Raw genomic sequence first — 23,541 nt, forward strand, 5'->3', positions numbered from 1 at the left:
GCCTCGCAATGCTGTGCGGACCGTGTGTGACACTCTGCGGACCGCCGGGCCGACGAGGCCCGGCATGAGGGTGGGGAGCACGGCACGGGGGCGGCACTGCTGCTCGCCCTGACGCTGGGCGCGACCGGGTGCGGGGGCGACGGGGACGACACCGACGCGAAGGCCGCGGCCGACGCGAAGGCGGCCGAGGCCACCGGCCCCTTCGGCCCCACACAGGTCAAAGCGGCGGGGCAGTCCGGTCCTGCGGAAGCTCTGGCGGGGCGATGTACAGGTGCTTGTCGGTCTCCCACCAGCCGCCGGCCCGCACCACCTCCCCCGCTGCGTCCAGCGCGGTGCGGTCCACGAACCCGATGACCGGTTCGTCGTCGCGCATGCGGAGGACGTAGTAGGCCCTCTTGGCCGTGCGGCGGGTTCCACAGGTTCAGGCTGCCCGGGGGGTCTGGCGGCCGGCGGCATGGGGGAGGCCCCCGAAGTCGGCGTCGAAGCGGTCCAGGATCCCGGGTGCACCGAGGACGCGACGGAAGGCCGCGGTGGCGGTGTCGAGCGCCTGCTCGTGCTCCTTCTCCGAGGCCACCCGGGCGAGGTAGTCCTTCATGGACATGCCCGCCCCGTCGGCCAGGGCCTTCAGCTTGTCCCTGGTCACGTCGTCGATCTTGACGCTGGTATCTGCCATGCCTTCGAGTATGCCGCGCGGTATACCGGCGCCGCCACCTCTTCACCAAAAACGCTCTGACCTGCAATTATCATGGCTCCCGGGACCCGGGTCCCAACACGTGCGGGTTCCGCGAAGCGTCCGCCCGCCCGGAGAGTGTTCAGCCGACGATCGGGACGACGGGGCGGTCCGGGGAGTCGAGCCAAGTGGGGAGATGCGGCTCAGCGCGCCGGTCGGTGGTCCGCCGCGGGCAGGCGGACCAGGGAGTGTCACGTCAGCGGCGTGCGGTGGAAGGCGTCGAAGCCGGCGGAGGCGGGGCTGCGTTCCGGGTCGGGTTCGGGGTTGGGGTGTCCGGCGCCCAGTACGTACACGGGTGTGCGGGAGGTGTTGTCCAGGCTGAGTCGTTCGACGACTGCGGCGTCGTGGAAGGCGCCGGTCTGGAACGGGCCCAGGCCGAGGGCGGTGGCGGTCAGGGCGAAGGTCTGCCCCAGGTGTCCGGCGCCCAGGAGACTGACGCGGTAGCAGCGCGGGGATCGGTACTTGACGCGCATGCGCTCGATCACGGCGACCAGGATGACCAGGAACGCTGCGCCGCCAAAGTGGTCCTGGCCGGCGCACAGGTCGGCGGCGTCCTGGTGGGTGAAGCCCTCGCTGAGCAGTTCCAGGCTGTGTTCGAGGCTGTTGTAGTGGTACATCCCGGCGGGGACGCCGGTGACGTTGGTGATGGCCAGGTAGGGGTCGAGTTCCTGGCGGGCGCCGCCGGCCGGGCTGGTGCGGCGGATCACCGCGCCGAGCTCGCCCGCGTCGAGGTAGTCGACCGGAGCGAAGCAGACCTGGAGCAGGGCGGCCAGGGTGGGCAGGGCGACGGGGGCGTCGTTGAAGTCGCGGTGGGTGCGGCGGCTGTAAAGGGTTTCGCCGAGTGGGGCGGTCAAGTCCGCGGGGTAGCGGGGCAGCAGGATGCGGTCGGCATCGGGGTGGGTGGTGAACAGGGCCGGGAGCTTCCCGACCTCCAGCGGGTCCAGGGAGGCCAGGCTCTCGGCGGTGTGGGTGTCCTGAGTGGCGTAGTGGAAGAAGCTCGCCTCGGGTTCCCAAGATCGCCACTGGTGGGCGATACGGGCGTCACGGTCGGCCTCGGCGCTGTTCTCCTCCAGCAGGAGCCCGTGCTCGCGCAGGGCGGTGACGGCCTGCACTACGGTCGTGCCGTCCAGATGCTTCAAGGAGGCGCCGGCCCGTTCGGGGCTGGTCCATTCGTCGAAGGCGGACAGGATTTCGGCGCCGACCGTGGGCAGCGTGACGGCGAGGGCGCCGGGGTAGGGGTGGGCGACGAACGTGCCTTCGTGCCAGTAGCAGACCAAACAGCGGCGGCGGCGAAGACGCATCAGGAGCCTCCCGCAAACGGGTCGGCCGCCAGGCTGCCGGCCGGGGCGGCGAGAGGTCGGTGTGGACGGGTCACGAAGGTCCGGGCCCGGAGGTCGGCCGCCCGGCTCGCCTCCTGCGGCCCTTGGTACGGCCCGTCAGCCTTCTCTGTGGCTTCGATTTGGTCCGGGCTTCGCTCCGGGCGCCGCAGGGGCCGGACGACGAAGGCGGTCGCCGGGGTGGCGGGGTGCCGGCCGTGCTCGCTCGTGCCCGGCCGGGGCGGAGAGGGGAATGCCGCGGCGGGTGTGGGCAGGACCGCCTCGGGCGGCGGGGGTGTGGTCAGGTCGGGGAACAGGTGGGCGGTGGCGGCGGGCAGATCGAGGTAGCCGTTGAGGCAGCGCGCCGGGTTGCCGTGGGCTTGTTCTGCGGTACAGGGGCGGGCGGTGGCCAGCAGCGCGTCGCGGACCGCGAGCGGGTCGGCCCGCCGACCGAGGTGGCGCTGCATGCTGACCAGCAGGGCGGCAGCACCGGTGACCAGCGCGACCGCCGTGCAGGTGCCCTTGCGGGCCTTGACACCGCCGTCACCGGGGGTCGCGCCCAGCACGGCTTCGCCGAGGGCGGTGATGCCGTGCCCGGCATAGGCGGGGCCGTAGTTGCTGTAGGAGGAGATGGCGCCGTCGGCGCGGTGCGCCCCGACCACGAGCACACCGGGCAGCAGGGCCGGGGCGACGACACAGGCGCCGTAGTCGTTGCCGGCGGCCGCGGTGACCAGCACACCGGCGTCGACGGCGCGGGCGATGGCGCGTTTGAGCATCTCGTCGGTGTCCGCCGAGGCGGTGTGGTGGGAGATGTTGAACTGGATGATGTGCGCGCCGGCGTCCAGGAGTTCCTCGACGGCGCGGGCGGTGTGCCACGGGTCGGGCGGCAGGTCCGGATGCTCCGGCCGGGTGTCTCCGATGATGACGCCGCGGCAGTGGGGGGCCAGGCCGGGCAGGACGGTGCCGGGCCGGCCGAACACCACGCTGGCGGTGAACGTGCCGTGCTCGCGAAGCCTGTCGTCCACCGGCCCGGCCGGGCTCCACCACGGCGTACGCGCTTCCAGGTCGGCGTCGGCCAGACAGGGGTGGGACAGATCGGGCGGGCTCTCATAGATGCCGACGATGACCGAGGGATCGCCCAGGGTGTGTCGCCACAACTCCGTGATTCCCGGGACGGCCTGGTGCGGCAGGCGCGGCGCTGCCCCCGGCGGCCGGCGGGCCGGGTCGGGCGGGCCGGGCACGCTCACGGCGGCGTCGGGCAAGCCCGCGGCCTCGTGGACGGGCGGGGGCCAGGCGTCGGATCCGGCCGGGGGGTGAGGCGCTGGGGCGTGGCGGGGCATGGTGGAACGTTCACCGATCAAGTAGAGGCTGCCCGTCCGTGCGGCGGGCAGCCGGTGGGGCCGGGGCGGTCGCAGGCCTGCGGCAGTGCGGGCAGTTGGTCTGCCCGCTGCGGGCGTGCCTGCGATCGCGGTGGTGCTTCAGGCTTCGGGCCAGGTCCGGACCGGGCCGAGGGTGACCGGCAGGACATCCTTGACGTCGATGGTGAAGCGGTAGACGCGCTTGGCGCGGCGGCTGTTGTCGGGGTCGAAAAAGCGCAGTTTGACGTCCCAGCAGTCGCTGTCGGGCCGCCCGTAGGGGCTTTTCTCCACGTCGATGTTCTGCAGGGCCATCCCTCGACCGAGCGCTTCGGCGAGGGTCTGGCGGGCCTGGACGGCGTTGGTGGCGGCGAAGTTCAGCGCGCGGTCGCGGCTGGTGGCACCGAAGTTGCGCAGGTCGTAGTAGATGCGCTGGAGGAAATCGGAGACGGCGGCCGCCAGCCGGTCCCGGTCGGGGGCGGTCCCGGCCTGGTTCTGCTGGGGCACGTCCCATCCGGAAGTGACCGCGTGGGCCAGGCTGGCGACCGACCAGCCGTACAGGCCGCGGGTCAGGTTGATCTCGACGACCGGGATGTGCTGGCCGTTGAACAACCGGACGGTGCGCCCCGGCAGGGTCCCGGGTACGGAGACGCGGTCGACGAACTCGGTGTCGTCTTCGGCCCTCTGCTGCAGGTCCAGGAACTGCACGAGCCGCTCGTACACGCCTGGCCCGTAGCCTCCGACCGGCTCGATCGCATAGACCGGGGTCAGGTCCAGGTTCAGCGTCCAGATCAGCGGAGTGGCCTCTGACGGGTTGGCCTGCAGATAGTCCACCATCTGCCGAGGATCGTAGGGGTTGGCCGGTACGCTCACCCCGCTTTCCACTTCCACCGGCGGCATGAGCTGCTTGAAGGTGTCACGGCGGGCCTCGCTGCCGAAGTCGTAGCCCAGGGTCCCCAGCGCGTACGCCAGCCGCCGACCGGCCGGCCGGGCCTGCTGGGCCGAGGCGCGCACGCCGGCTGCGGCCGGGGCGGACACGTCGGCGGCGCAGCCGCAGGCTGCACCGGCACCGCCCGGGCCCGGCTCACCACACGACGGCAGCACCCGGCCCGGATCGTCGGCCGGCGCGGCGGCCGGGCTCGGGAAGGGTGTCGCAGCCGATGGCGGGACGGCAGGGGACGGAATCGCGGCCGGGTAGGTGGACGTGGTCACAGCATTCACCGTTCTCGTGATGTTGAGGGTTCCGGTCAGATAGCGGGCGCACATTTCGTCCCGGCCGTCCGGCAGGGGGCACGGGTCGGCGTTGGCCAGCAACAGCTCGCCGAGGCCGAGCAGGTCGAACCTGCCGCTCGCCCGCAGTTGCAGACTCGCCAGCAGGGCCGCAACACCGGACACGACGGGCGCCGCGAAGCTGGTGCCGCTCATTGCGGCCGTCCCGCCGCCGGGAACGGCGACCCTGATCTCGTGGCCGGGCGCGAGCAGGCCTTGGCGGCGGAGGCCGTGCCCGAAGTTGCTTTGTTCCAGCGGCTTTCCCTGGTGATCGCAGGCACCGACCGCGAGCACTCCGGGCAGTGCGGCGGGCACGTGATCGCACAGGCAGCCGTCGTTGCCGGCGGCCGCGACCACCAGCACTCCGTCCTCGTGGCAGCGGTCCACCACCCGCGTCAGCGCATCCTCTGCTTCTGCCGCTTGAGCCAATTGCCCCCCGCTGACGTTGATGATGTGCGCGCCGGCGTCAGCGGCCAGTTCGATCGCCCGGGCCAACTGCAGCTGGGAGGTGCGCCGGTCGTCGGTGAACACCGGCACGCTGATGGCCCTGCAGCCGGGCGCCACGCCCGCCACCGGGCCGTCGTGCCGCCCGAACAGCACGCCGGCCACCGCCGTGCCGTGCGCCGCCGCCGGCCCTGCGGGGTCACCTCCCGGGAACACCTCGGTCAGTTGCGTCAGCGCCGTATCCACCAGGGCCGGATGGGTCTGGTCGACCAGGCCATCCACCATGGCCACCGTGATGCAGCTCTCCCCACGGGTCAGCTGCCACAACCCGGGAACGCCCGCGATCGCGGAAACCTCGCCCACCGCACTCCCTCCGGGACGGAAAACCTGACTGCCTTCGGGCCAGAAGTGGGGCGGGCACCGACTCCGTGCCGGCACCCGCCCCTGGCCTGGGGCTATCGGCTACTCGTCGTCCTCACCGGCGAACCCTTGGTACGAGTACCACTTTCCGTCGCCGGACTGCGTGGCCCCCTCGGCTTCGGGCACGGCAGCGCCGGTGACGGTCCGCTCGACCGGAGTGGCCAAGCACGGCATGAGGTCCTGCGACATGATGATGGCTCCTTTCATGCTGGTGGATCATTGACCAGACCCACATCGCGTATACTAAGAGTAGCAAAACGGTAACAGTCTGTCACCATGCGGCTTCTGGGTGTAGGTACTCCTCTGAGCACCCTGGGCCACCACTTCACCGGGGCCAGTCGTGCGGAACAACGTCACCCCGCCGCAGGCCGAGCGGGCCGAGCACACGACCGGCCTTTGCGAACCGATGCGTTCCGGGCCGGCCCGAAGCCTGACCCGCCAGCTGCTACCCGTACAGGAAGGAGCCGGTCATGTCGTCGTTCCCGCCGCAGGTGGAGCCGGTGCGCCGCGAGAGGCTCACCAATCCCTACGCCACGGTCGACTTGGGCTCGCCCACCACGGCCGCCGAACCGTCCGCTGGGGCAGACGACGGATCGTCCACCAGGCGCCAGCAGGAACGGGCCCGGCTCTGGCTGCGGTACAGCGCCAACGTCAACGACCCGGCGGCCTACCAGCTGCCCACCCGCGAACAAGCCATGCTGGCGGCCCTGTAGCACGCGTTGTCAGGAGCGTCCCCCATACCCCACACGACCAGGGGTCTCATCAGCACCTGCCGAAATCCAACGGAGTAGGGCTTCGCCTGGGGGGCCGAGCTTGGGCTTCTGCCCGCCGGGGCGCCCCCGGGTCCAGGCGGATTCCAGACCGTCGATCGGCCGCTCCGACATCAGGTGCCTCGCGCTCGAACCGGACGACCTCGGGCTCCTGGTGCCGTACCTGGAGGTGTGCGTTCTAGCCGACTCCTTCACCTACCCCGGACGCTCGAATCGCATGGAAGGCCTGGGGGCGAGGATCTAGGAGCTGGCGCCGCCCGGGTCGCCCGAGCGCGCACCCGTCGATGCCGTGAGGGGCTGGGCCGGCCGTAGCTACTGCGACAACCTGGTGGTCGGCGCTGCCCTCGGGCGGATGCAGGAGGCCGGTGCCGCGGAGCAGAGCGTGCTGGTCACGGATGCGTTGAAGCGAGCCGCCAGTGGCGAAGCCGGTGTTGATGCCGGTGAGGACCTCCAGGCGGCCGAACCGGCCGCGGCGGTCGAGCTCCTCCAGGGCCGCCGCAACGCGCTACTGCACCTGCTCCTCGCCCACCGCGTCGCCGCGTACCTTGTGACGTTCGTCCTGTCCTTCGGCCTGAACACCGCGCTGGTGTGGAGCGGCGCGCTGGACTTCAGCCTGTGGGGCTGGCTCCTGTGGATCCCGGTGCTCACCGCGGAGGCCAAGCTCCGCCAGGCCAAGCGGATGGGTCGAGAACGTGTCCTCGCACGAATCCAGGAACGCCACGAGCAGCGGCACGCCGCCTGAGCGTCGGTAAACAGCACCTACGCGCGCCGAGCGTCTTCGACACATTCGGACGACGACCGAGGGTGCGCTGCGCCATGCGTGCGCCGGGCCGGTTGGAGCAGTACGAGGGGCAGCCCGGGTCACTGTTCGGCGAGCAAGGCGGGCTGTTTGCGCATGTCGGGAAAACGCCGGTGTCGCCGCCTTCGAGCCTCTCGGCGGGTTGAGCCCGCCATCGCTTGACGACAGGCCGGACCGGCTTGATCCGACCGCCCGGGTCCACTGTGCTTGACAGCGGACTGTCCGGGCGGGTCGGGCGGTGGGAGGCTGCGGGTCGTGTCCGGGTTGATCTCGGACAAGCTCACCGAACCAGCCGATGAGGGAAGCGATCTGGAGTGCGGGCACGCCCTCGTTCGCTGTGCGGGCCTTGTTGTGCCACCGACGGAATGGGCTTGCCCAGGTGACGAAACGCGGTCGACGGTCGGCCGGGCATCACGGCTCTGCCTGCGCTCGCACCGCAGCTGGCTCCCGTTAGCGGTCATCACCCGGGATCGCGGACACAGCTGCGCGGGATCGACGCCTGGCGGAAGCCACGTTCCTGCAGGTCAGTCAATTCCGTCGGTTGCCCTAGGGGATGACGAGTAGCTTGCCGGTGGTACGCCGAGCCTCCAGATCGCGGTGAGCTTGGGCGACCTCGGCGAGCGGGTAGCGGGCCGTCACGGTGGTCTCAAGCGCCTTGGTGCGCACCAATTCAAGCACGTCGGCGGCGCGCCGGAGCAGCTCGGACCGATCGGCGATGAAGTCCCCGAGGCTTGGCCGGATCAGGGTCAGCGAACCGCCCTGGGCGAGCCGGATGGGGTCGAAGGGCGGCACTGCACCACTCGCGGCGCCGAAGAGCACCAGGTGGCCGCGGGTTCGCAGGCTGGCGAGGCTCGCATCGAAAGTGTCCCTGCCGACGCCGTCGAAGACGACAGGCAGGCCCTGGCCGCCATGGAGCCGCTTCACCTCGGCCGCAAGATCGTCCACTGCAGAGTAGAGGATCACCTCGGCGGCCCCGGCGCGCCGCGCCAGCTGGGCCTTCTCCGGTGTCGAGGTCGTGCCGATCACTCTGCCGCCGAGATGGGTGATGAGCTGGGTCAGCACAAGCCCCATGCCGCCGGCAGCAGCGTGCACGAGCACCGTGTCGCCCGGCTGGACCGGGTAGGCGTCCTTGACGAGGTAGTGCGCCGTCATGCCCTGCAGCAGCACGGCGGCGGCGGCCTCGAAGTCGACGCCGTCGGGCAGGGGCACGAGCCGGGAGGAGTCCACGACGGCCTGCTCGGCATAGGTGCCGGGAATCTCCACCCAGCCGACCCGGTCTCCCACAGCGACGTGGGTGACGCCGGGTCCAACCTCGAGGACCGTGCCCGCCCCCTCAGTGCCCGGGGTGAAGGGCAGCGGGAGGGTGTACCGGCCCTGGCGGTGGTATACGTCGAGGAAGTTGACGCCGGACGCGGCGACCTCCACGACCGCCTGGCCCGGGCCCGGCACCGGTTGATCTATGTCGACCAGTCGCAGCACCTCGGGACCGCCCACTTCGGAAACCTGAATCGCTCGCATGACCCCTCCTGAAACGGCTAACTTCCCTCACCAACTCCACTCGTGGCGATCCCATTCCCGCTCGCGGTGAGGTGTCGTAGCCGTCACGTGCCCACGTGGGAGAAGGGTGCCACCGACGGAATGGGCCTGCCCAGGTGACGAAACGCGGTCGACGGTCGGCCGGGCATCACGGCTCTGCCTGCGCTCGCACCGCAGCTGGCTCCCGTTACTGAGGCTGTAGGCGTGGTGTCGTCGGTGTGAGGCCCGTCGCGGTGAGACACCCGTCGATGAGGTCGCTGCGGTACTGGATCTGGCGGATGCCGTGCCGGAGTCGGCAGATGAGGTGGTCGGGGTCGGTGAAGTCGGTGTTGGCCTGACTGGTCCGGCGGAGAACCGACCAGATGCCGTCGACGGGGTTGAGGTCGGGTGCGTAGGGCGGCAGGTGGTAGGCGGTGATCCAGTCCTGTGCGTCGACGAAGGCCCGCATGCGGCGGTCTTTGTGGACGTTCAAGTTGTCCGGTACTTCAACATGCTTCGCTCTCAGTCTGTTGTGGCAGGGTTGCGCCGCTTGGCCGAGTCATCCCTGTGCACGCGGCTCGCCGGAAGAGCACTATCAACTCAGGTTCTGGCCGCGGCACTCCCCCCGACCGCGGCCAGGACCGGTTGCCTCAGCCGCGCCGTGGCACTGGGGCACCGGGTGGTCCCGGCGACAGGCGGCACCAACGTTCCGGGGCCATCCCGAGGCAAAGTCAGCCATCCACTGGGCAGAAGCTAGCGCTGTTGTTGGGAGACTCGGCGGCCAGCCCGAGCCAGGAGGAACCGTGAGGCGGTTTGCTTCTTTGTACAAGAAGCCGGCAGCCGCCAGACGGTACGGGCCGCTCTCACTCGTCGACGGGCCAGAGTTGCGGGCCTTTCCCGCCCCGGATCTGCTTCTTGAGTTCCGTCTCGATGTCGAGACGACGCTGGCCGCTCTCCTCGGCCCAGGCGTCGATCGCCTCGCGTACGCGGTCGGCGCGCCGGCCCCACTCGTCCCACCACCGCTCCGCCTCCTCGCGAACCGCGTCCGGCCACGCCGAGTCAACGTTCCGCGGGCCGGCCTCATCTGCCACGGCAAGGAACCGGGCCCAAGCGGTGTCAGATCGTTTTTGCAGGTCAATCAGATCGGCAGTCAGTTCGGTATCAGCCACCGTCGGATCCTAGAAGCCGCCTCTGACACGGCCTGGCACGCCACACCAAAACGCCCACGGACCACTGGTGTCGCGGCCGGCCAGAACACGGCGCGGCGGCAGGCCGGGTGCACAGCATCGGTGCCGAATGCTCGGCCTCATTGCCGCGCCACGGACCCCGGGCGGGGACGACTTTCGCCTCGACGACCTCCGCGACCGCCGTGCAGGCGCCGACTGGTACGACGACGAGGAGCACGAAGCCTACGGACTCGGACCATGACAGCATCGCGGAGATCCGCGCCTGGGCCCAGCAATGGGCCTCCGACCTCGATCACCGGCTCACCCCCAACCAAGACTGGTGAACCTTCGGGCACCGGCCAGACCGGCACATCTCGGGTCACCTCCCGGGCGTAGGGCCCCTCGTCTCGCTCGCCCCGCCGGTGGAACAGGACCTCCAGGGTCGGGCCGGCGACGGCGTACTGATGTCGCACAAGTCGACGGCCTCGGTCCCCTGACTGGTCACCTACCGCCACGACCGCCAGACCCGCCCGCATCGCGTGCCGGCCGACCTCCCGCCACCCGCTCGTCCTCGGGTGGCTCCCTTAGGCCGCAGTCCGTAGGGGGCGCACCACCATAGGCCTGCGCGCTCCTTCACTCCGGCATGTGAGGAGCGAATACGTGTCGTCGCCTTGGCGGAAGCAGCACAGGTAGTACTGATCGAGCGGTACGTGCTGGTTCCTGCTTCCAGAATGCGGAGGTACGACTGATGGGATACGTGCTGTTCAAGAAGGCCAAGCGTTGGCCGGGGGGCCGAGTCCCGTACGAGATCGACGGGCAGTCGTTTCCAGCCGGCACGACGCTGCGGACCGACATCGACACCGCGCTCACCAACTGGAACAACGACACGATCCTCGACTTCGTGCCCCGCAATGGCGAGGGGGACTTCATCCGCATCGTGCCGGACGAGGCGAACACTCGGTCGGCCGTGGGCCGGAGCGGGGGTGGCCAGAAGGTGGTGCTGGCCGCCTACCCGGGTATCCCGGACGGTGCGCCGATCTCGGCGATCCACCAGCGCAGCGACCAGGTCGACTGCTTCTACGTCGACGACAGCGGGGCCATCCGGGTCATCTGGGTCGACGGGGCAGGAGAGTGGGACGGTCCGGTCGCCCTCACTCCGCCCAACACGGTGCAGCTCCGCGCGACGCTGGCCACGGGCCGGCTGACGGCTGACGGCTGACGGCTGATCAGATTGACCTGTTCTTCGTCGACAGGGACGGCGCCGTCAACGTCATGTGGGTCGTCGGAATGGCACCTGGAACGGACCCCTCAGGTTGACAGACCCTGAAAAGAAGAGGGTCTCTCGGGACGCGGTCCTGGTCACGGCCCGGCAGACCAACGAGCAGCTCGACCTGTTCTTCATCGACGCGGACGGCGCTGTGAACGTCATGTGGGCCGTCGGTACCGGCACCTGGAGCGGCCCCCTCGAGCTGGCGCCCGCCGGTTCTGCGTGGTCAGGTGGGTCGCTGGCCACCGCTCCCCAGACAGACGGGCAGCTCAACCTGTTCTACGTCGACAACACCTCCGAGTTGGGGGGTGCGATCACCGTCGTGTCGGTCGTGGGTGGCACGTGGGGAAAGCCCGTCGCCCTCACCGGTCGCGGCAGCGTGTCCATCGTCGCCCCGCTCGCGACGGCCCGGCAGACGGACGATCAGATCAACCTCTTCTACGTCGGTCATGACGGCGCGGTCAATGTCATGTGGGTTGTGGGCAACGGCGAGTGGCACGCACCGCAGAGCATCACCAGGGCGGGCATTGCGACGTCGGGGGCCGCGCTTGCCACCGCGCGGCAGACGGACGACCAGATCGACCTGTTCTTCGTCGGACCAGGCGATATCGTGAACGTGATGTGGGCCGTCGGCAAAGGCACCTGGAACGGACCCGTGGGCCTGACACCCGGCGGAACCGCCCCCAACCGCGGTGCGCTCGCCACCGCCCGGCCGACGGAGTTCCAACTCGGCCTGTTCTACATCGGCACGAACAATCGCCTCGCCGTAATGTGGGCGGCCGGCAGCGGCAAATGGGGCAAGCCGATCGTTTTCGAACCCGAGGCAGTGGCGGTCGGCGAAGTCATGCACGAACTGGGCCATGCGATCGGCCTGAAACACGAGCACCAGCGGCCTGACTCTGCCGACTTCGTGGAAATCGTCGGAGGCACGCCACCGAACTACGGCCCGGCAGCCAACTGCGCACCCGTCGGCCCGTACGACTGCGAATCGATCATGCACTACCCGCCGAGTACTACCCCTCCGACCTTGAGGGTCCGTGACCCACGGACCTGCGTAAGAGTCGGGCAACGCAACGGTCTGAGCGCCGGGGACATCGCGACTGCCGACTACGCCTACGGCCGCGTGACGACCGCCGGGGCCGCCCTGGCCTCCCAGCACCGTACGAAAGACCAGCTCGACTTGGCCTTCGCCGACAGCTTCGGAGCGATCGCCGTGCTGTCCGTCGAGGGCGTCGGGGCATGGGAGGGACCCTTCGAGGTGACTCCCGCCGGCATCGCCACGCCGGGCACACGGGTCGCCGCCGCAGGGCAGACAAGGGAACAGGTCGACCTCTTCTTCGTCGACGACGATGGCGCCGTCAGCGTGACGTGGGTCATCGGCACCGGCGCCTGGCAGCCGCCCGTCGCCCTCACACCCCCCGACACCATTCGGGGAGGCGACACGGCACTGGTTACGGCCCGGCAGCCCGACGATCAGCTCGACCTCTTCTTCATTGACAGACACGGTGCCATTCACGTCATGTGGGTCGTCGGCACCGGCACCTGGCAACCGTCCATCGCCCTCAGACCCTCCGGCACCGTCGAGCCGCGCGCCTCGCTCGCCACCGCCAACCAGACCAGCGACCAGCTCAACCTCTTCTACGTCGACACGGGCGGTGCCATTCACGTCATGTGGGTCGTCGGCACCGGCGTCTGGCAGCCGCCCGTCGCCCTCAGACCCTCCGGAACCGCCGAACCGGGCGCCTCGCTCGCCACCGCCAACCAGACCAGCGACCAGCTCAACCTCTTCTACGTCGACACGGGCGGTGCCATTCACGTCATGTGGGTCGTCGGCACCGGCACATGGCAGCCGCCCGTCGCCCTCACACCCCCCGGCACCGTCGAACCGGGCGCCAGGCTCGCCACCGTCCGCCAGACCAGCGACCAGCTCAACCTCTTCTTCATTGACACACACGGCGCCATTCACGTCACCTGGGTCGTCGGCACCGGCACATGGGAACCACCCATCGCCCTCACACCCACCGGCACGGCCCCGGCAAATGCGACACTGACCGCGACCTGGCAGACGGACGATCAGATCGACCTCTTCTTCGCCGACGAACACGGTGCCATTCACGTCATGTGGGTCGTCGGCACCGGCAAATGGAACGCCCCCGTGGGTCTCTGAGGTCAAACCCGCACCCGGCAAGCCGCCCCGCAGTCCTGCTGAGGCGCACCGGTTCGCCATCTTGCCTGTACCGTCGGCCAGCATCCGTGGCAACGGGCGAGGCCCTAGCGGTGCTGAGCGGGATGTCGCACATCGTGGGGCGTCGGGCGGCCAATCGATGGAAGCCACAAGCGGCAGAAGCTTGAAATCCCCGGCCACGGTGGCGCTGGTGTACGGGGCCGGAGCGAACGGTCAGGGTTCGAAGCGGTATCCCAGGCCCGGCTCGGTGATCAGGTAGCGCGGATGGGAAGGGTCGGCCTCCAGTTTGCGCCGGAGCTTTGCCATGTAGACCCGCAGGTAGGTGGTGTTGTCGGCGTATGTCGGTCCCCAGACCTCCAGCAGCAGCTTGCGCTGGCCGCCCAGGTGGCCGGGGTGGCTGACGAGGATCTCCAGCAGGTGCCACTCGGTCGGGGTCAACCGGACACTGTGCTTCTCGCGCCGGACCTCCTTCACGGCAAGGTCGACGGTGAAGTCTTCGGTGACGACCAGCGCTGGCCGGTCCGAGGCGCCGGACATCGCCTCCCTGCGTGTGGCAGCGCGGATCCGGGCGAGCAGCTCATCCATGCTGAACGGTTTCGTCATACGAGGAACCCCTGGACCAGTGGCCCGCGCGCCGCCAAGGCCGCCTGCGCAAGCCCGGCGAGAAGAAGGCCATCACCCTCGGCACCGGCCCGCAGCGCGCCGCCCACCTCGAACCCGAAGCCCCGCGTCTGATCCCGGAATGGGACGGGTTCGCCTGGCAGGCGTTGACGACGGTGGAGGACTACGCGGCGGCCTGCCGCGCCCTCAGCCCCACACCCGAAGCCGCGCCCGCCAAGCAGCCCGAGACGACCGGTCCCATTACCGGGCGTAATCCCCTGGCCCCGGGTACCGGCCGCCATCGAAAGCCCCGAGCCTGACCTCATCCCGCACCGCGCTCCACTAGAGGAGGAACACTCCGGGAGTCCGCCCGCCGGACTCGGCACCCGCCTGCCCGGCTGGAAGCCGAGGCCGCTCGGCGTCGACAACGCCCCGATCTGCTGCTTCGGCAGCCGGAGCGTGCCCGGGTTCTGGAGCTCTAGGACTACCGACTCGGGGCTCTCCTTGCCGTCCAGGGCCGATCGGAACGACCTGAATCGCGTACGCCATCGCGGACTCGGCGGGCATCCAGATCGGCAGATCCTGCGGGGCCGGCGGAGGGGCCGGGCCTGCTAGCCTTTTCGGATGTTCATCGTGATGTTCATCTGACGGTCCTGGGTTTCTCCCGTCCAGGTTCTGATCCGTTGAGGGTGCGGTCTGTCGTGCCCTCCGGACCTCGATAGCCGTCAGATTCTCGGCGGCCGCGCATGTGGCGTCGGTCGCACATCATCGGAGCTTCTTCGTGCTCGCAGTACTTCTCCTTCCTGGCGCTCTTCGCGCCTTCCTCCCCGCCCTGATCGGACGGTCCGCTCTCGCGATGGGCGGACTTGCTCTCCTCCTCGCCGTCCAGAGCAGTACGGGTTCGTACACGCAGGCCGGTTTCGCAACAGCGACGTTCGGCATCGCCAACGTCATCGCCGCCCCCTGGCGTGCCCGAGCCGTCGATCGATTCGGTCAACGGATCGCGCTCACCACGATGGCCTCGGGTCAGGCCGCAGGGTTCGTCGCTCTCGCGCTCCTCACGGAAGCCGAAGGAGCCGCGGATATCTGGTTCCACGTTCTCAGCGCGGTGGTCGGCCTGACAGCACCACCGCTGGGGGCGGCGATGCGAATGATCTGGGCATCGCTCACGACGGCCGGTGACCAGCGGACAAAGGCATTCAGCATCGACGCGGTCTGTGAAGAACTCATCTTCGTCGGTGGTCCCGTCATCATCACCGCGGTCATCGTGGCCAGTTCTCCCGGCATCGGGCTCTGGGTGACCGCGGCAGCGGTTTCCCTCGGCACTGCAGCGATGACGTCCAGCGCGTCATCGGGGGCGCTGCGCGGAACAGGAGCGAGCGGCGAGCAAGGTGATCGCCCGCTCCGACAGCCGGGTTTCGCAAGGGTACTGATCGTTCTGCTCGGCGTCGGTGGAGTGTTGGGCGTCGCGGAGATCGCAGCGCCGGCTGTCGCTGCGGAGCATGATGCCGTCGCAGCTTCGGGCTGGCTCCTGGCGGCTTTTGCCGGCGGGAGCGCTGTCGGAGGTTTTCTCTATGGGCAACTGACCCTCAAGTCGGCAACCGGCAAGAGGCTGTTCGTCCTGTGCGTCGGCATGGGGCTTGCCGCGGTGTTCGTGTCCCAGCTGGACACACTCGGTCTCTTCGCCGCGGGCCTCGCCCTCATCGGCCTCTTCCTCGCCCCGTCCCTGATCACCGGATACCTCATTGCCGACACCATCGTTCCGGACACCAGCCGGACGGAGGCGTCGACATGGATCAACACGTCCGTAAACCTCGGCGCATCGCTGGCATCCGCCGCGGCAGGACTCGTCATCGACAGGAGCGGCGCCTGGCTCGCCCTCCTGCTCATGGGCGCGATCGCTCTCGCGCTCGCCTCAGCTGTGCCATTCACACGACTGGGCAGGATCGAGCTGCACGCGGACCAAACTCCCGGTGCTGCAAGCAAAGTTGACCAGCAGCCACCGGCCTCCTGAGCGGTCAGGGCGTTGGTCCTGGCGCGCGGTGCCCCGTAGAGCCCGGCCACGGTGGTCGGCCACGGGGCTGACGGACCGGCGGCCCCAACCACGGTGAGGACCGGCTTGACATGTGTGGGGCCCTGGCGGGCGCGCCGCCGGGGCCCGACCGGCCGGTGTGTCGACGACAGCCTCGCGTACGGGCTGCGGGCGTTCGACTGCAACGGGATGAACTTCCAGAAGTGATGGGGGCCCATGCGAACTGACCGTGGCCCGCAGGTCTGAGGACCTGCTCGTCGTTGTCGCGGGCGCCGGTTCCACCGATGTGGCACTGACCCCAGCTACGTCGGCCGATGGCTGGGTGTCGTGGTGGCGACGCACGAGCCGACGACTCCGCCGTGCACACCCATGGATACCGAGCCGACTCTTCGCGCCGGGGCGGCACGGCACGCTCTGGCAGCCCCGGGGCTCAGCCCGCCTGTTCAGTCGATGACGGCGGTGGCTTCGACCTCGACGAGGTGCTCGGGTACGTCCAGCGCCGCGACGCCCAGCAGGCTGGCAGGGGGTGTCGCAGTGACCCCCAGCTTCGCGGCCGCCCGGCCGAGGCCTTCCATGAGCAGCGGCATCTTCTCGGGGGTCCAGTCGACGACGTAAACGGTCAGTTTCGCCACGTCGTCGAAAGATGCACCGACCTCGGACAAGGCAGTGCCGATGTTGACGTAGCACTGCTCGACCTGGGCGGCGAGGTCGCCCTCGCCGACCGTGACACCGTCGACATCCCAGGCAACCTGTCCGGCGATGAAGACCAGCTTCGACCCGGTCGCGATCGACACGTGCCGATAAGCGTCGATGTGCGGCAATCCGTTGGGGTTCACCAGGGTGATGGCCATGCTGCCTGCCTCCATTACTGCGAGATTGCTCTCTTGTGGTTACTCAGGAACCGTAGGAGAGTGATCGCTGACGTGGAAGAACGCACTTTTCAGTGACTGGGGAACCTGATGGTGACCAAGCAGTTCACGGGCTCGCCCGACGAAGCAGACCTGAGGCGCGCGGACTCGCTGGCGCGGGAGATCTTCTCGGACATCGCCAACAAGTGGGCGCTCTTGATCATCGAGGCCCTCGGGGAACACACCCTGCGCTTCGGCGAGCTCCGCAACGCGATCGAGGGCATCAGCCACAAGATGCTCACCCAGAACCTGCGCATGCTGGAGCGCAACGGCCTGGTCGAGCGGACGGTGCACCCGGTCGTGCCACCGCGGGTCGACTACACCCTCACGGAGTCGGGCCACGCCCTGCGGGTGACGATCGACGGGCTGTGCGACTGGACCCACCGGTTCCTCGGTCACATCGAGGCATCCCGCCACCGCTTCGACGCCTGACGGTCGAGACACACGTACGCGAAACCACCGACCGGGCAATGCCGACGCCTCCCCTCGGGCGGCCAGGTGATCTGCGCGGATGCCTGGGCCGGATCGCGGTCCCGCCCAGAGGCGCAGGGACTTCGTCACAAGGGCAGAGCTGGCGCGGTGATCCCATGCCGCATTGAATGCGAGTGACACGGACTCGGTAGCGAGGAAGAGGCAACGGCAGTGGCACAGACGAAGCGGCGCAGGTGGGTATGGGGCGGGGCACTGATGGCGGCGGCAGCGGTGTTGAGCGCTGGGCTGTACTGGTTCCAGCCGTGGAGGCTGTGGCAGGACGAGACGGTCAACGAGGCTTTGCCGACCGCAACGGCGACTGCGCCGCCTGCCGGCGCTGCCGCAGGCCCGCAGGACATCGCTCAGGGCGCCCTCATCAGCCACGAGCACGCCACCACCGGCACGGTGAGACTGATCCGGCTCCCCGACGGATCCCGCATTCTCCGCTTGGAGAATCTCGATACGAGCAATGGGCCCGACCTGCGGGTATGGCTCACCGATGCCCCGGTGAAGGAGGGTACCGCCGGCTGGCGCGTCTTCGACGACGGCAAGCACGTCAGCCTGGGCAAGCTCAAGGGCAACAAGGGTGACCAGAACTACGCGATCCCGGCCGACGTGAAACTCGCCGACTACACCAGCGTCACCATCTGGTGCGACCGCTTCGACGTCTCCTTCGGTGCGGCGGCTCTGACCTAGGCACTCCCGTTCGACACGGCGAAGCGGCACCAGAGTGAGCCCTTCGGCCGGCCAGGGACACGGACCGCCTCACACGTGCTTCCAGCCGGCACGGGCCCGGCCCTGCGTCGGTCGACCCGGGCCGGCCCTTCACAGATCCGCACAGCTTCGATACGCCTCGCTCGCGGGGCGGCTGTTCGGACGGCCGGCGTCAGTCGGACAGCTCGGTCCAGAGGTCGAGGAAGGCCCGCAGCGGTGCGCTCGGCCGGGTGCCCGCTCGCCAGACGAACACCTTCCTCAACCGGATGGCGGGCTCGAGCGGCGCGACGACGGACCGCGGGTCGGCGGCGAGAACCGGACTTGCCTCGGAGGTCAGGGCGATACCGATCCGTTCCGCGACCAGCGCGATCTGGAGGGCGACGTCGTTCGTCGCGTAGGCGATGTCCAGTCGCAGCTTCCTCGCGGCGAATGCCTCACGGATGTACGCGTGCACGCCACTGTCGGGACCGTAGCTGATGAGCGGGCTCCGGACCGCCTCGTCGAGGGTCATCGGGCGGTTCCCGGGCCGCTGCTGCCGCACGCCGTCCGGGAGCTCTGCGAACTCGGCCTGGACGGCGAGCCGGCCTCCGTCGCGCTGCCCCCGCGTCTGTTGAGCTACCGACCATCAGGAACATCGTGCTCGTGCACGGCGGCTTCGTGGACGGATCGGGCTGGCAGGGGGTCTACGACCACCTGACCGCAGACGGCTACCGGGTGTCCGTCGCCCAGAACCCGACCCTGTCGCTGGCCGGTGACGTCGCCGTCGTCCACCGGATCCTCGACGGCCTCGACGGCCCGGCCGTGCTGGTCGGCCACTCCTACGGCGGAGTCGTCATCACCCAGGCCGGCAACCACCCGCACGTCGCCGCGCTCGCGTACATCGCCGCATTCGTCCCCGACAAGGGCGAGTCGGTCGGTTCGCTGACCGCCGACCCGGCGCCCGGCGCCCCGGTACCTCCGATCCTGCCGCCCGCGGACGGCTACCTGTTCCTGGACCGGGACAGGTTCGCGGCTTCCTTCGCCGCCGACGTCCCCGGATCGAGTGCCGCGTTCATGGCCGACTCCCAGGTCCCGTGGGGTGTCGACGCCCTCGAAGGGGCGGTCTCCGCACCGGCCTGGCAGGCCAAGCCGTCGTGGTACCCGGTCGCCACCGACGACCGCATGATCCCGCCGGCCGCTCAGCGCGCCATGCCCGGTCGCGCCGGCGCGACCGTCACCGAGACCCCCGGCAGTCACGCCGTCTACGTGTCCCGCCCGGCCCTGGTGGCCGCCGTCATCACCCAGGCCGCACAAGGCCACAGCACGCACCCTAGGCAGTTTCGTCTGGATCAGCCGGCCGTTGGTCCTGGTGTGCCGTTGGCTGACGCGCAGTGGGCGCGGATCGAGCCGTTGCTCCCGGACCGGACTCCACCTCGCAGGCATCCTCTGGTCCGCCCGAGGAGCCGAACGAAACTGCCTGATGGCTTCCCGGTTCACGCACCGGAGGCGCCGCGGGGTGCGCGGTGCCTCCGGTCTACGCGATCGGGGTCGGTCAGACGCGCACGAGGAGCCACGCACCCTGGCCGTTACAGCCGTTACGGTTGTTGTTGTTGCTCATGCGGTAGCCGGCCGGGACGGGTGAGCCTGAGCAGACCCACATGCCGTCACGGGCCAGTTGGTGGTACCAAGCGCCCTGGCTGTTGCAGAGGTTGCGGTTGTGGTCGGTGATGACGTACCCGGGCGCGATGGGCGACCCCGAACAAGCCCATATGCCGTCACGTTCCAGCTGGTGGTACCAGGCACCCTGGCCGTTGCAGAGGTTGCGGTTGTGGTCGGTGATGACGTACCCGGGCGCGATGGGCGACCCCGAACAAGCCCATATGCCGTCACGTTCCAGCTGGTGGTACCAGGCACCCTGGCCGTTGCAGAGGTTGCGGTTGTGGTCGGTGATGACGTACCCGGGCGCGATGGGCGACCCCGAACAAGCCCATGCGCCGTCATAGGCGGGCTGTTGGTACCACGCGCCCTGGCCGTTGCAGAGATTGCGGTTGTAGTCGGTGATGATGTATCCGGCCGGGATGGGCGACCCGGAGCAGGCCCACCCGGCTGTCGCGGCCTGCGCCCCCCGTTCCGCAGCGGCGGCCGTGCCCGCCGTACCGGCGAGCATCGCGGTGGCGATCAGCGCGATCGCTCCGATCACCGCCGCGATCCTGCTGCCTCTGGCGACCGCCACCCCCGTACGCCTTCTCCCCACCCCGCGGAAGACGCCGGCCGATTCACAGCTCTGTTCCCGCCCCGGCGCACCATGCCGGCTCGACTGCCGTTGTGCGATGCTCATGCATACCCTCCCCTGCAAGGACGGCGGCTCATGCCGCTGTCGCGAGGGGCAGAACGTAGCAACGGAATTCCACGCCTGACCGGCAGCGGCTGATTTGCCAGGAATAACGGCTCAAGGCCACTTCTTGACAGTGTTCGCACGCATGAACCATTACCAAGCGTGCGCCTTGAGAGGGTGTCGGCCGCGCGATGGCGCACGGCGGGAGTGCGGTGGGAGCTACTGCAACTCACCGTCGTAGTCCGGCAGTTCGAAGGTGCGCTCGGCGTGGCCGCCCACCAGTGATCGTCACCCCCGGCGCCACCGCCCGCCTGACGATTGTCGCCCCGTTCAAGCCCGCCCAGGTCGTCCTCAAGGCGAAGGACGAGAAGACCGGCAAACTCATTCCGGGGTGGGCCCGGATGTGGTCCGGGCCCGTGTGACGGCCTCGTGGAGGGCCTTCGGGTCGTCCGCGTGCAGCCTGATCACGGTGACGAGGCGGGCTGCGCCGAAGAAGGTCGGTGCGTTGACCGGTTCGGTGAGCTGGAGGGTGATGGAGGTCTGTGAGCCGACGGGGAGGTTCATTTCGCCGTCCTTCTTCTCGTGGGTGAAGCGTGTCTCTCGGCGGACGGAGGCGATCTGGTCGAGAGGGAGGCGGATGTCGACGTTGGCGGCCTGCCGGATGCGCAGGGTGCGGCCGCCGAGGGTGTGTGGCCGGGTGCGGGAGGCGGCGTGCAGACCGAGGACGAACAGGACGGTGTAGACGTCCACGACCAGCAGGATGGTGTGGATGACGGGCCAGTCGGCGAGGAGGTAGGTCAGGGCGACGGTCTCCACCACACAGGCGAACGCGAGGCCGTACATCATGGCGGCCTGGTCCCGGCCGTGGGTGAAGACCGCGTCGGCTCCGTCGACGCCGTGCGGCCGGCGGGTGACCCACCGGATCAGGCTCTCCATGATTCGGCCCTCGTGTGCGAAGAACCGCATCGCGGGTGAGGGCAGGAGTCCTGCACGCCTCTGTGGTACGGGGGCGGCAGGTTGCGGCGGTACGGGGGCGGCAGGTTGCGGCGGTACGGGGGCGGCAGGTTGCGGCCGGGTGGTCGGGGGCCTGGGGATCATGCCCGTCCTTCCTGTCGTTGCTTGAGCAGTTCGAGCGCGCGGCGGACGGCCGCGGCCTGGGCCGGGGCCAGGTCCTCGTAGAGGGTCTCGGCCAGGCCGCGGTCGTCTGCGCCGGGAAGGTGTGCCGCCAGAGCATCGGGGAGAAGGACCGCCAGCGCCGCAGCGGCCCGGGTCACGTGCGGGCCGTCCGGATCCTGGCCGGCGAGGCCGTCCAGCAGGCCGTAGACCTGCCCGGCCTGCTCCCGCATCTCCTGCAGCGCCTCCATCAGCGGAACCCGCCCCTCCTCGGGGGTTGCGGCGTCGAGGAACGCCAGGTGCTCGCGGTCCTTGACGGCCATGGGCGAGACGTCGAAATCGGCGTCGCCGAGCGCGGCCAGCAGACCGGTGAGCTCGGGTGACACCGGCCCCTCTGGGAGCAGGGATCCTTCCTGCGCTTGGGCCAGCAGCACGGCCAGCCGCGTCCGCCGCTGCCGGATGACGGCCTCCTGCCGTTCCAGGTCGGCGTCCAGCTCCTCCAGGACCTCCCTCAGGTCATGCCCTTCCGTGTCCGCGAGGACATCCCGTACCTCGTCGAGCCCGACACCGAGCTCGGTCAGCCGGCGGATCCGGGCGAGCAGGACAGCGTCCCTGAGGCCGTAGTCGCGGTACCCGTTGCTGCGCCGCAGGGGCTCGGGCAACAGCCCCAGGTGGTGGTAGTGCCGCACAGCCCGCGGGGTGACCCCGACCAGTGCCGCGACTTCGCCGATTCTCATGAGCGCAGTGAAAACCATGACGCCGCGACAAGGTCAAGCACGGAAGTCCCCGTGGCGGCCGGCACCCCCGGACGCCACGGAAGGCCTCGAGTCGTCCACTTGACCTTGCCGCGACGTCACAGCCTTCACTGGAGGACATCGACCCCAGGCGACCACCGCACCCCGGGCCGCCACCTCCGGAATTGGCTGGCCATCGCCACCGCACAGGTCCAGGAGTTGCGCGCGCGGCGGCGCTCCGCCCGGGCGGAGCGGCAGCTCCGCGACCGGAAACGCGGCCCAGCGGCGTCCTGGCAAGGCCGTTTCCCTCGGATCATCTCGCTGACCCGATGAAGATGGCGGCGAGGTGGCCAAGACAGTGCGGGCGCCCGGTCGCCGCCGTGGAAGCGGCACCACCACGCAACGATGATCAACGGTAGCCGTACAGGTTCCGGCAGCGGCCCCACCAGCAAGATCATGATTTGGCGAGTCCGCCGTGACAGGTGAGTGCTTCTGCCCTGTTCCCCGAAGGCACCGCCAACCGCGCTGTGGATGCCGTTGACAGCAGGGCTCGGTCAGTCGCTTCACCCGTAGTTCATGAACCAGTGAGTATCAAAAAAGCGGGCCATCGTGAACGGGTGATGCGGATCGATGAGGATGCGGCAGACGAACTCAGCGGCTTGGCAATCGAAGGCGACGTCCTCACCGTCGAAGGACCGGACCACGACAGGCCAACGGTCGGGGTCGCCGCCGTCGGCCCTCCAGCAATACAGGTTCTCGTGCTCCGTGCCTGCCCAGATGAGCAGGCCCTCCTCCCTGAGATCCGTCCACGGCTCCTGGTTCAGGTCCAGGAATCCGTCGAAGGCGCCCTTGCCGAACGTCTGGACCATGCGCTTGTAGTCGCTCGGCAGCGCGATGCCCAGGCGGGACTCCATCTCCGCCCAGTCCATGTCCGGCCGCTGGTCGGATTGTGTCCAGCCGGTGATCAGTCTGAGCCGCTCCATCCAGTCGACGTCCACGTCCACGTCCACGTCCACGTCCTCGTCCGGAGCGACCCCCAAGGGTGGGGGCACCTCTCTGGGAGCGATTACCAGCACCGACCGCGCGGTCCCCTCGGCGTCCCGCGCGGTCCCCGTGCCAATCCACTGATCCCCGTACGCCCACGCCCGTAGCATCACGGCTCGGTCCTCGAAGGGGATGATGAGGGCCGCCCCCCTGGAATCGTCAACCGTCGGATCGGTGAAGCCATCGAGGATGAGGGTGCGCGGGGCGCCATACCTGCCTTCGAGCAGGTCGGTCAGGTGCTGCAGGTCCAGATCGCCGGGCAGGTACATGTAGCTGTTCCCGGGGCCGAGTCGGGCCAGCAGATCGTTGACGTCCGCTTGCGTGAGCTTCATGGCGGACAGTGAAGCGCACCGCACTGACAATGCGGCCCTTCAA

At 69.4% G+C, this 23,541-nt stretch carries 22 protein-coding genes and 3 pseudogenes; 9 read left to right on the forward strand and 16 right to left on the reverse strand.

Annotation, left to right across the window (positions count from 1 at the left end):
- Nucleotides 1–217 precede the first annotated feature (217 nt).
- From OG764_RS00750 to OG764_RS00775, 6 genes are all read right to left on the reverse strand, one after another.
- Nucleotides 218–373: a hypothetical protein gene (locus tag OG764_RS00750; protein ID WP_328966385.1), complete on the reverse strand. Its 156-nt coding sequence runs from the start codon at nucleotides 371–373 to the stop codon at nucleotides 218–220.
- 48 nt (nucleotides 374–421) lie between these two features.
- A complete protein-coding gene (locus tag OG764_RS00755) occupies nucleotides 422–673 on the reverse strand; it encodes an antitoxin MazE7 (RefSeq protein ID WP_328966386.1) in 252 nt (83 codons plus the stop codon).
- A gap of 248 nt (nucleotides 674–921) precedes the next feature.
- The gene (locus tag OG764_RS00760; RefSeq protein ID WP_328966387.1) at nucleotides 922–2,031 is read right to left on the reverse strand and encodes a SagB/ThcOx family dehydrogenase; all 1,110 of its coding nucleotides are present in this window, start codon (nucleotides 2,029–2,031) and stop codon (nucleotides 922–924) included.
- Nucleotides 2,031–3,203 (reverse strand): S8 family serine peptidase, encoded by a 1,173-nt coding sequence (locus OG764_RS00765; protein ID WP_328966388.1) that lies wholly within the window; start codon nucleotides 3,201–3,203, stop codon nucleotides 2,031–2,033. The genes OG764_RS00760 and OG764_RS00765 overlap by 1 nt, the downstream gene beginning before the upstream one ends.
- A 321-nt stretch (nucleotides 3,204–3,524) precedes the next feature.
- Entirely contained in the window at nucleotides 3,525–5,477 is a 1,953-nt protein-coding gene (locus OG764_RS00770; protein ID WP_328966389.1) for a PatA/PatG family cyanobactin maturation protease, read from the reverse strand.
- Nucleotides 5,478–5,576: 99 nt separating this feature from the next.
- A complete protein-coding gene (locus OG764_RS00775; protein ID WP_328966390.1) occupies nucleotides 5,577–5,723 on the reverse strand; it encodes a hypothetical protein in 147 nt (48 codons plus the stop codon).
- A 281-nt stretch (nucleotides 5,724–6,004) separates the two neighbouring features.
- On the opposite strand from OG764_RS00775, the gene OG764_RS00780 reads away from it, so the two are divergent.
- A complete protein-coding gene (locus tag OG764_RS00780) occupies nucleotides 6,005–6,247 on the forward strand; it encodes a hypothetical protein (RefSeq protein WP_328966391.1) in 243 nt (80 codons plus the stop codon).
- 409 nt (nucleotides 6,248–6,656) lie between these two features.
- On the forward strand, nucleotides 6,657–7,046 hold the full coding sequence (locus OG764_RS00785; protein ID WP_328966392.1) for a hypothetical protein: 390 nt from the start codon (nucleotides 6,657–6,659) through the stop codon (nucleotides 7,044–7,046).
- Between the two features lie 603 nt (nucleotides 7,047–7,649).
- Here the strand turns inward: OG764_RS00785 and OG764_RS00790 are convergent.
- From OG764_RS00790 to OG764_RS00800, 3 genes and pseudogenes are all read right to left on the reverse strand, one after another.
- Nucleotides 7,650–8,621 (reverse strand): quinone oxidoreductase family protein, encoded by a 972-nt coding sequence (locus OG764_RS00790; RefSeq protein ID WP_328966393.1) that lies wholly within the window; start codon nucleotides 8,619–8,621, stop codon nucleotides 7,650–7,652.
- A 205-nt stretch (nucleotides 8,622–8,826) separates the two neighbouring features.
- Nucleotides 8,827–9,153 (reverse strand): annotated as a pseudogene (locus tag OG764_RS00795) (transposase); the annotation flags it as partial.
- Nucleotides 9,154–9,481: 328 nt separating this feature from the next.
- On the reverse strand, nucleotides 9,482–9,787 hold the full coding sequence (locus tag OG764_RS00800) for a hypothetical protein (RefSeq protein ID WP_328966394.1): 306 nt from the start codon (nucleotides 9,785–9,787) through the stop codon (nucleotides 9,482–9,484).
- A gap of 745 nt (nucleotides 9,788–10,532) precedes the next feature.
- On the opposite strand from OG764_RS00800, the gene OG764_RS00805 reads away from it, so the two are divergent.
- Together OG764_RS00805 and OG764_RS00810 are read left to right on the forward strand one after the other, a co-directional pair.
- Nucleotides 10,533–11,003 (forward strand): M12 family metallopeptidase, encoded by a 471-nt coding sequence (locus OG764_RS00805; protein WP_328966395.1) that lies wholly within the window; start codon nucleotides 10,533–10,535, stop codon nucleotides 11,001–11,003.
- 94 nt (nucleotides 11,004–11,097) lie between these two features.
- The gene (locus OG764_RS00810; protein ID WP_328966396.1) at nucleotides 11,098–13,218 is read left to right on the forward strand and encodes a M12 family metallopeptidase; all 2,121 of its coding nucleotides are present in this window, start codon (nucleotides 11,098–11,100) and stop codon (nucleotides 13,216–13,218) included.
- A gap of 231 nt (nucleotides 13,219–13,449) precedes the next feature.
- Here the strand turns inward: OG764_RS00810 and OG764_RS00815 are convergent.
- Nucleotides 13,450–13,839, reverse strand: a pseudogene (locus OG764_RS00815) (winged helix-turn-helix domain-containing protein); the annotation flags it as partial.
- Nucleotides 13,840–13,850: 11 nt separating this feature from the next.
- Here OG764_RS00815 and OG764_RS41630 point away from each other — a divergent pair.
- Nucleotides 13,851–14,156 (forward strand): DUF6087 family protein, encoded by a 306-nt coding sequence (locus OG764_RS41630; RefSeq protein ID WP_443056172.1) that lies wholly within the window; start codon nucleotides 13,851–13,853, stop codon nucleotides 14,154–14,156.
- A gap of 536 nt (nucleotides 14,157–14,692) precedes the next feature.
- A complete protein-coding gene (locus OG764_RS00820; protein WP_328966397.1) occupies nucleotides 14,693–15,850 on the forward strand; it encodes an MFS transporter in 1,158 nt (385 codons plus the stop codon).
- Nucleotides 15,851–16,311: 461 nt separating this feature from the next.
- Here the strand turns inward: OG764_RS00820 and OG764_RS00825 are convergent, their stop codons facing one another.
- Nucleotides 16,312–16,719, reverse strand: a complete 408-nt coding sequence (locus tag OG764_RS00825; protein WP_328966398.1) for a RidA family protein — start codon at nucleotides 16,717–16,719, stop codon at nucleotides 16,312–16,314.
- A gap of 108 nt (nucleotides 16,720–16,827) precedes the next feature.
- On the opposite strand from OG764_RS00825, the gene OG764_RS00830 reads away from it, so the two are divergent.
- Together OG764_RS00830 and OG764_RS00835 are read left to right on the forward strand one after the other, a co-directional pair.
- Nucleotides 16,828–17,208: a winged helix-turn-helix transcriptional regulator gene (locus tag OG764_RS00830; protein ID WP_328966399.1), complete on the forward strand. Its 381-nt coding sequence runs from the start codon at nucleotides 16,828–16,830 to the stop codon at nucleotides 17,206–17,208.
- A gap of 255 nt (nucleotides 17,209–17,463) precedes the next feature.
- Entirely contained in the window at nucleotides 17,464–17,943 is a 480-nt protein-coding gene (locus OG764_RS00835) for a DM13 domain-containing protein (RefSeq protein WP_328972845.1), read from the forward strand.
- 190 nt (nucleotides 17,944–18,133) lie between these two features.
- Here OG764_RS00835 and OG764_RS00840 read toward each other — a convergent pair whose 3' ends face one another.
- Nucleotides 18,134–18,472, reverse strand: coding sequence for a LysR family transcriptional regulator substrate-binding protein (locus OG764_RS00840; RefSeq protein ID WP_328966400.1), 339 nt, complete (start codon nucleotides 18,470–18,472; stop codon nucleotides 18,134–18,136).
- A 125-nt stretch (nucleotides 18,473–18,597) separates the two neighbouring features.
- Between OG764_RS00840 and OG764_RS00845 the strand changes: the two are divergent.
- Nucleotides 18,598–19,251: pseudogene (locus OG764_RS00845) on the forward strand (alpha/beta fold hydrolase); the annotation flags it as partial.
- Nucleotides 19,252–19,492: 241 nt separating this feature from the next.
- Here OG764_RS00845 and OG764_RS00850 read toward each other — a convergent pair.
- The 4 genes from OG764_RS00850 to OG764_RS00865 form a co-directional block, all read right to left on the reverse strand.
- Complete coding sequence (locus OG764_RS00850; RefSeq protein WP_328966401.1) at nucleotides 19,493–20,173, reverse strand: hypothetical protein; 681 nt, start codon at nucleotides 20,171–20,173, stop codon at nucleotides 19,493–19,495.
- Between the two features lie 483 nt (nucleotides 20,174–20,656).
- Complete coding sequence (locus OG764_RS00855; protein ID WP_328966402.1) at nucleotides 20,657–21,211, reverse strand: hypothetical protein; 555 nt, start codon at nucleotides 21,209–21,211, stop codon at nucleotides 20,657–20,659.
- A 158-nt stretch (nucleotides 21,212–21,369) separates the two neighbouring features.
- Nucleotides 21,370–22,125, reverse strand: coding sequence for a MerR family transcriptional regulator (locus OG764_RS00860; protein ID WP_328966403.1), 756 nt, complete (start codon nucleotides 22,123–22,125; stop codon nucleotides 21,370–21,372).
- Nucleotides 22,126–22,685: 560 nt separating this feature from the next.
- Complete coding sequence (locus tag OG764_RS00865; protein ID WP_328966404.1) at nucleotides 22,686–23,498, reverse strand: SMI1/KNR4 family protein; 813 nt, start codon at nucleotides 23,496–23,498, stop codon at nucleotides 22,686–22,688.
- Nucleotides 23,499–23,541: the final 43 nt, after the last annotated feature.

The organism is Streptomyces sp. NBC_00239 (genome assembly GCF_036194065.1).
Taxonomy (GTDB): Bacteria; Actinomycetota; Actinomycetes; order Streptomycetales; family Streptomycetaceae; genus Streptomyces.

Coding starts and splice junctions, on each gene's coding strand:
- OG764_RS00750 (WP_328966385.1), bottom strand. CDS start 373: ATGCGCGACGACGAACCGGTCATCGGGTTCGTGGACCGCACCGCGCTG.
- OG764_RS00790 (WP_328966393.1), bottom strand. CDS start 8,621: ATGCGAGCGATTCAGGTTTCCGAAGTGGGCGGTCCCGAGGTGCTGCGA.
- OG764_RS00840 (WP_328966400.1), bottom strand. CDS start 18,472: ATGACCCTCGACGAGGCGGTCCGGAGCCCGCTCATCAGCTACGGTCCC.
- OG764_RS00855 (WP_328966402.1), bottom strand. CDS start 21,211: ATGGAGAGCCTGATCCGGTGGGTCACCCGCCGGCCGCACGGCGTCGAC.
- OG764_RS00830 (WP_328966399.1), top strand. CDS start 16,828: ATGGTGACCAAGCAGTTCACGGGCTCGCCCGACGAAGCAGACCTGAGG.
- OG764_RS00785 (WP_328966392.1), top strand. CDS start 6,657: ATGCAGGAGGCCGGTGCCGCGGAGCAGAGCGTGCTGGTCACGGATGCG.
- OG764_RS00760 (WP_328966387.1), bottom strand. CDS start 2,031: ATGCGTCTTCGCCGCCGCCGCTGTTTGGTCTGCTACTGGCACGAAGGC.
- OG764_RS00780 (WP_328966391.1), top strand. CDS start 6,005: ATGTCGTCGTTCCCGCCGCAGGTGGAGCCGGTGCGCCGCGAGAGGCTC.
- OG764_RS00835 (WP_328972845.1), top strand. CDS start 17,464: ATGGCGGCGGCAGCGGTGTTGAGCGCTGGGCTGTACTGGTTCCAGCCG.
- OG764_RS00775 (WP_328966390.1), bottom strand. CDS start 5,723: ATGTCGCAGGACCTCATGCCGTGCTTGGCCACTCCGGTCGAGCGGACC.
- OG764_RS00860 (WP_328966403.1), bottom strand. CDS start 22,125: ATGAGAATCGGCGAAGTCGCGGCACTGGTCGGGGTCACCCCGCGGGCT.
- OG764_RS00805 (WP_328966395.1), top strand. CDS start 10,533: ATGGGATACGTGCTGTTCAAGAAGGCCAAGCGTTGGCCGGGGGGCCGA.
- OG764_RS00820 (WP_328966397.1), top strand. CDS start 14,693: ATGGGCGGACTTGCTCTCCTCCTCGCCGTCCAGAGCAGTACGGGTTCG.
- OG764_RS00825 (WP_328966398.1), bottom strand. CDS start 16,719: ATGGCCATCACCCTGGTGAACCCCAACGGATTGCCGCACATCGACGCT.
- OG764_RS00865 (WP_328966404.1), bottom strand. CDS start 23,498: ATGAAGCTCACGCAAGCGGACGTCAACGATCTGCTGGCCCGACTCGGC.
- OG764_RS00755 (WP_328966386.1), bottom strand. CDS start 673: ATGGCAGATACCAGCGTCAAGATCGACGACGTGACCAGGGACAAGCTG.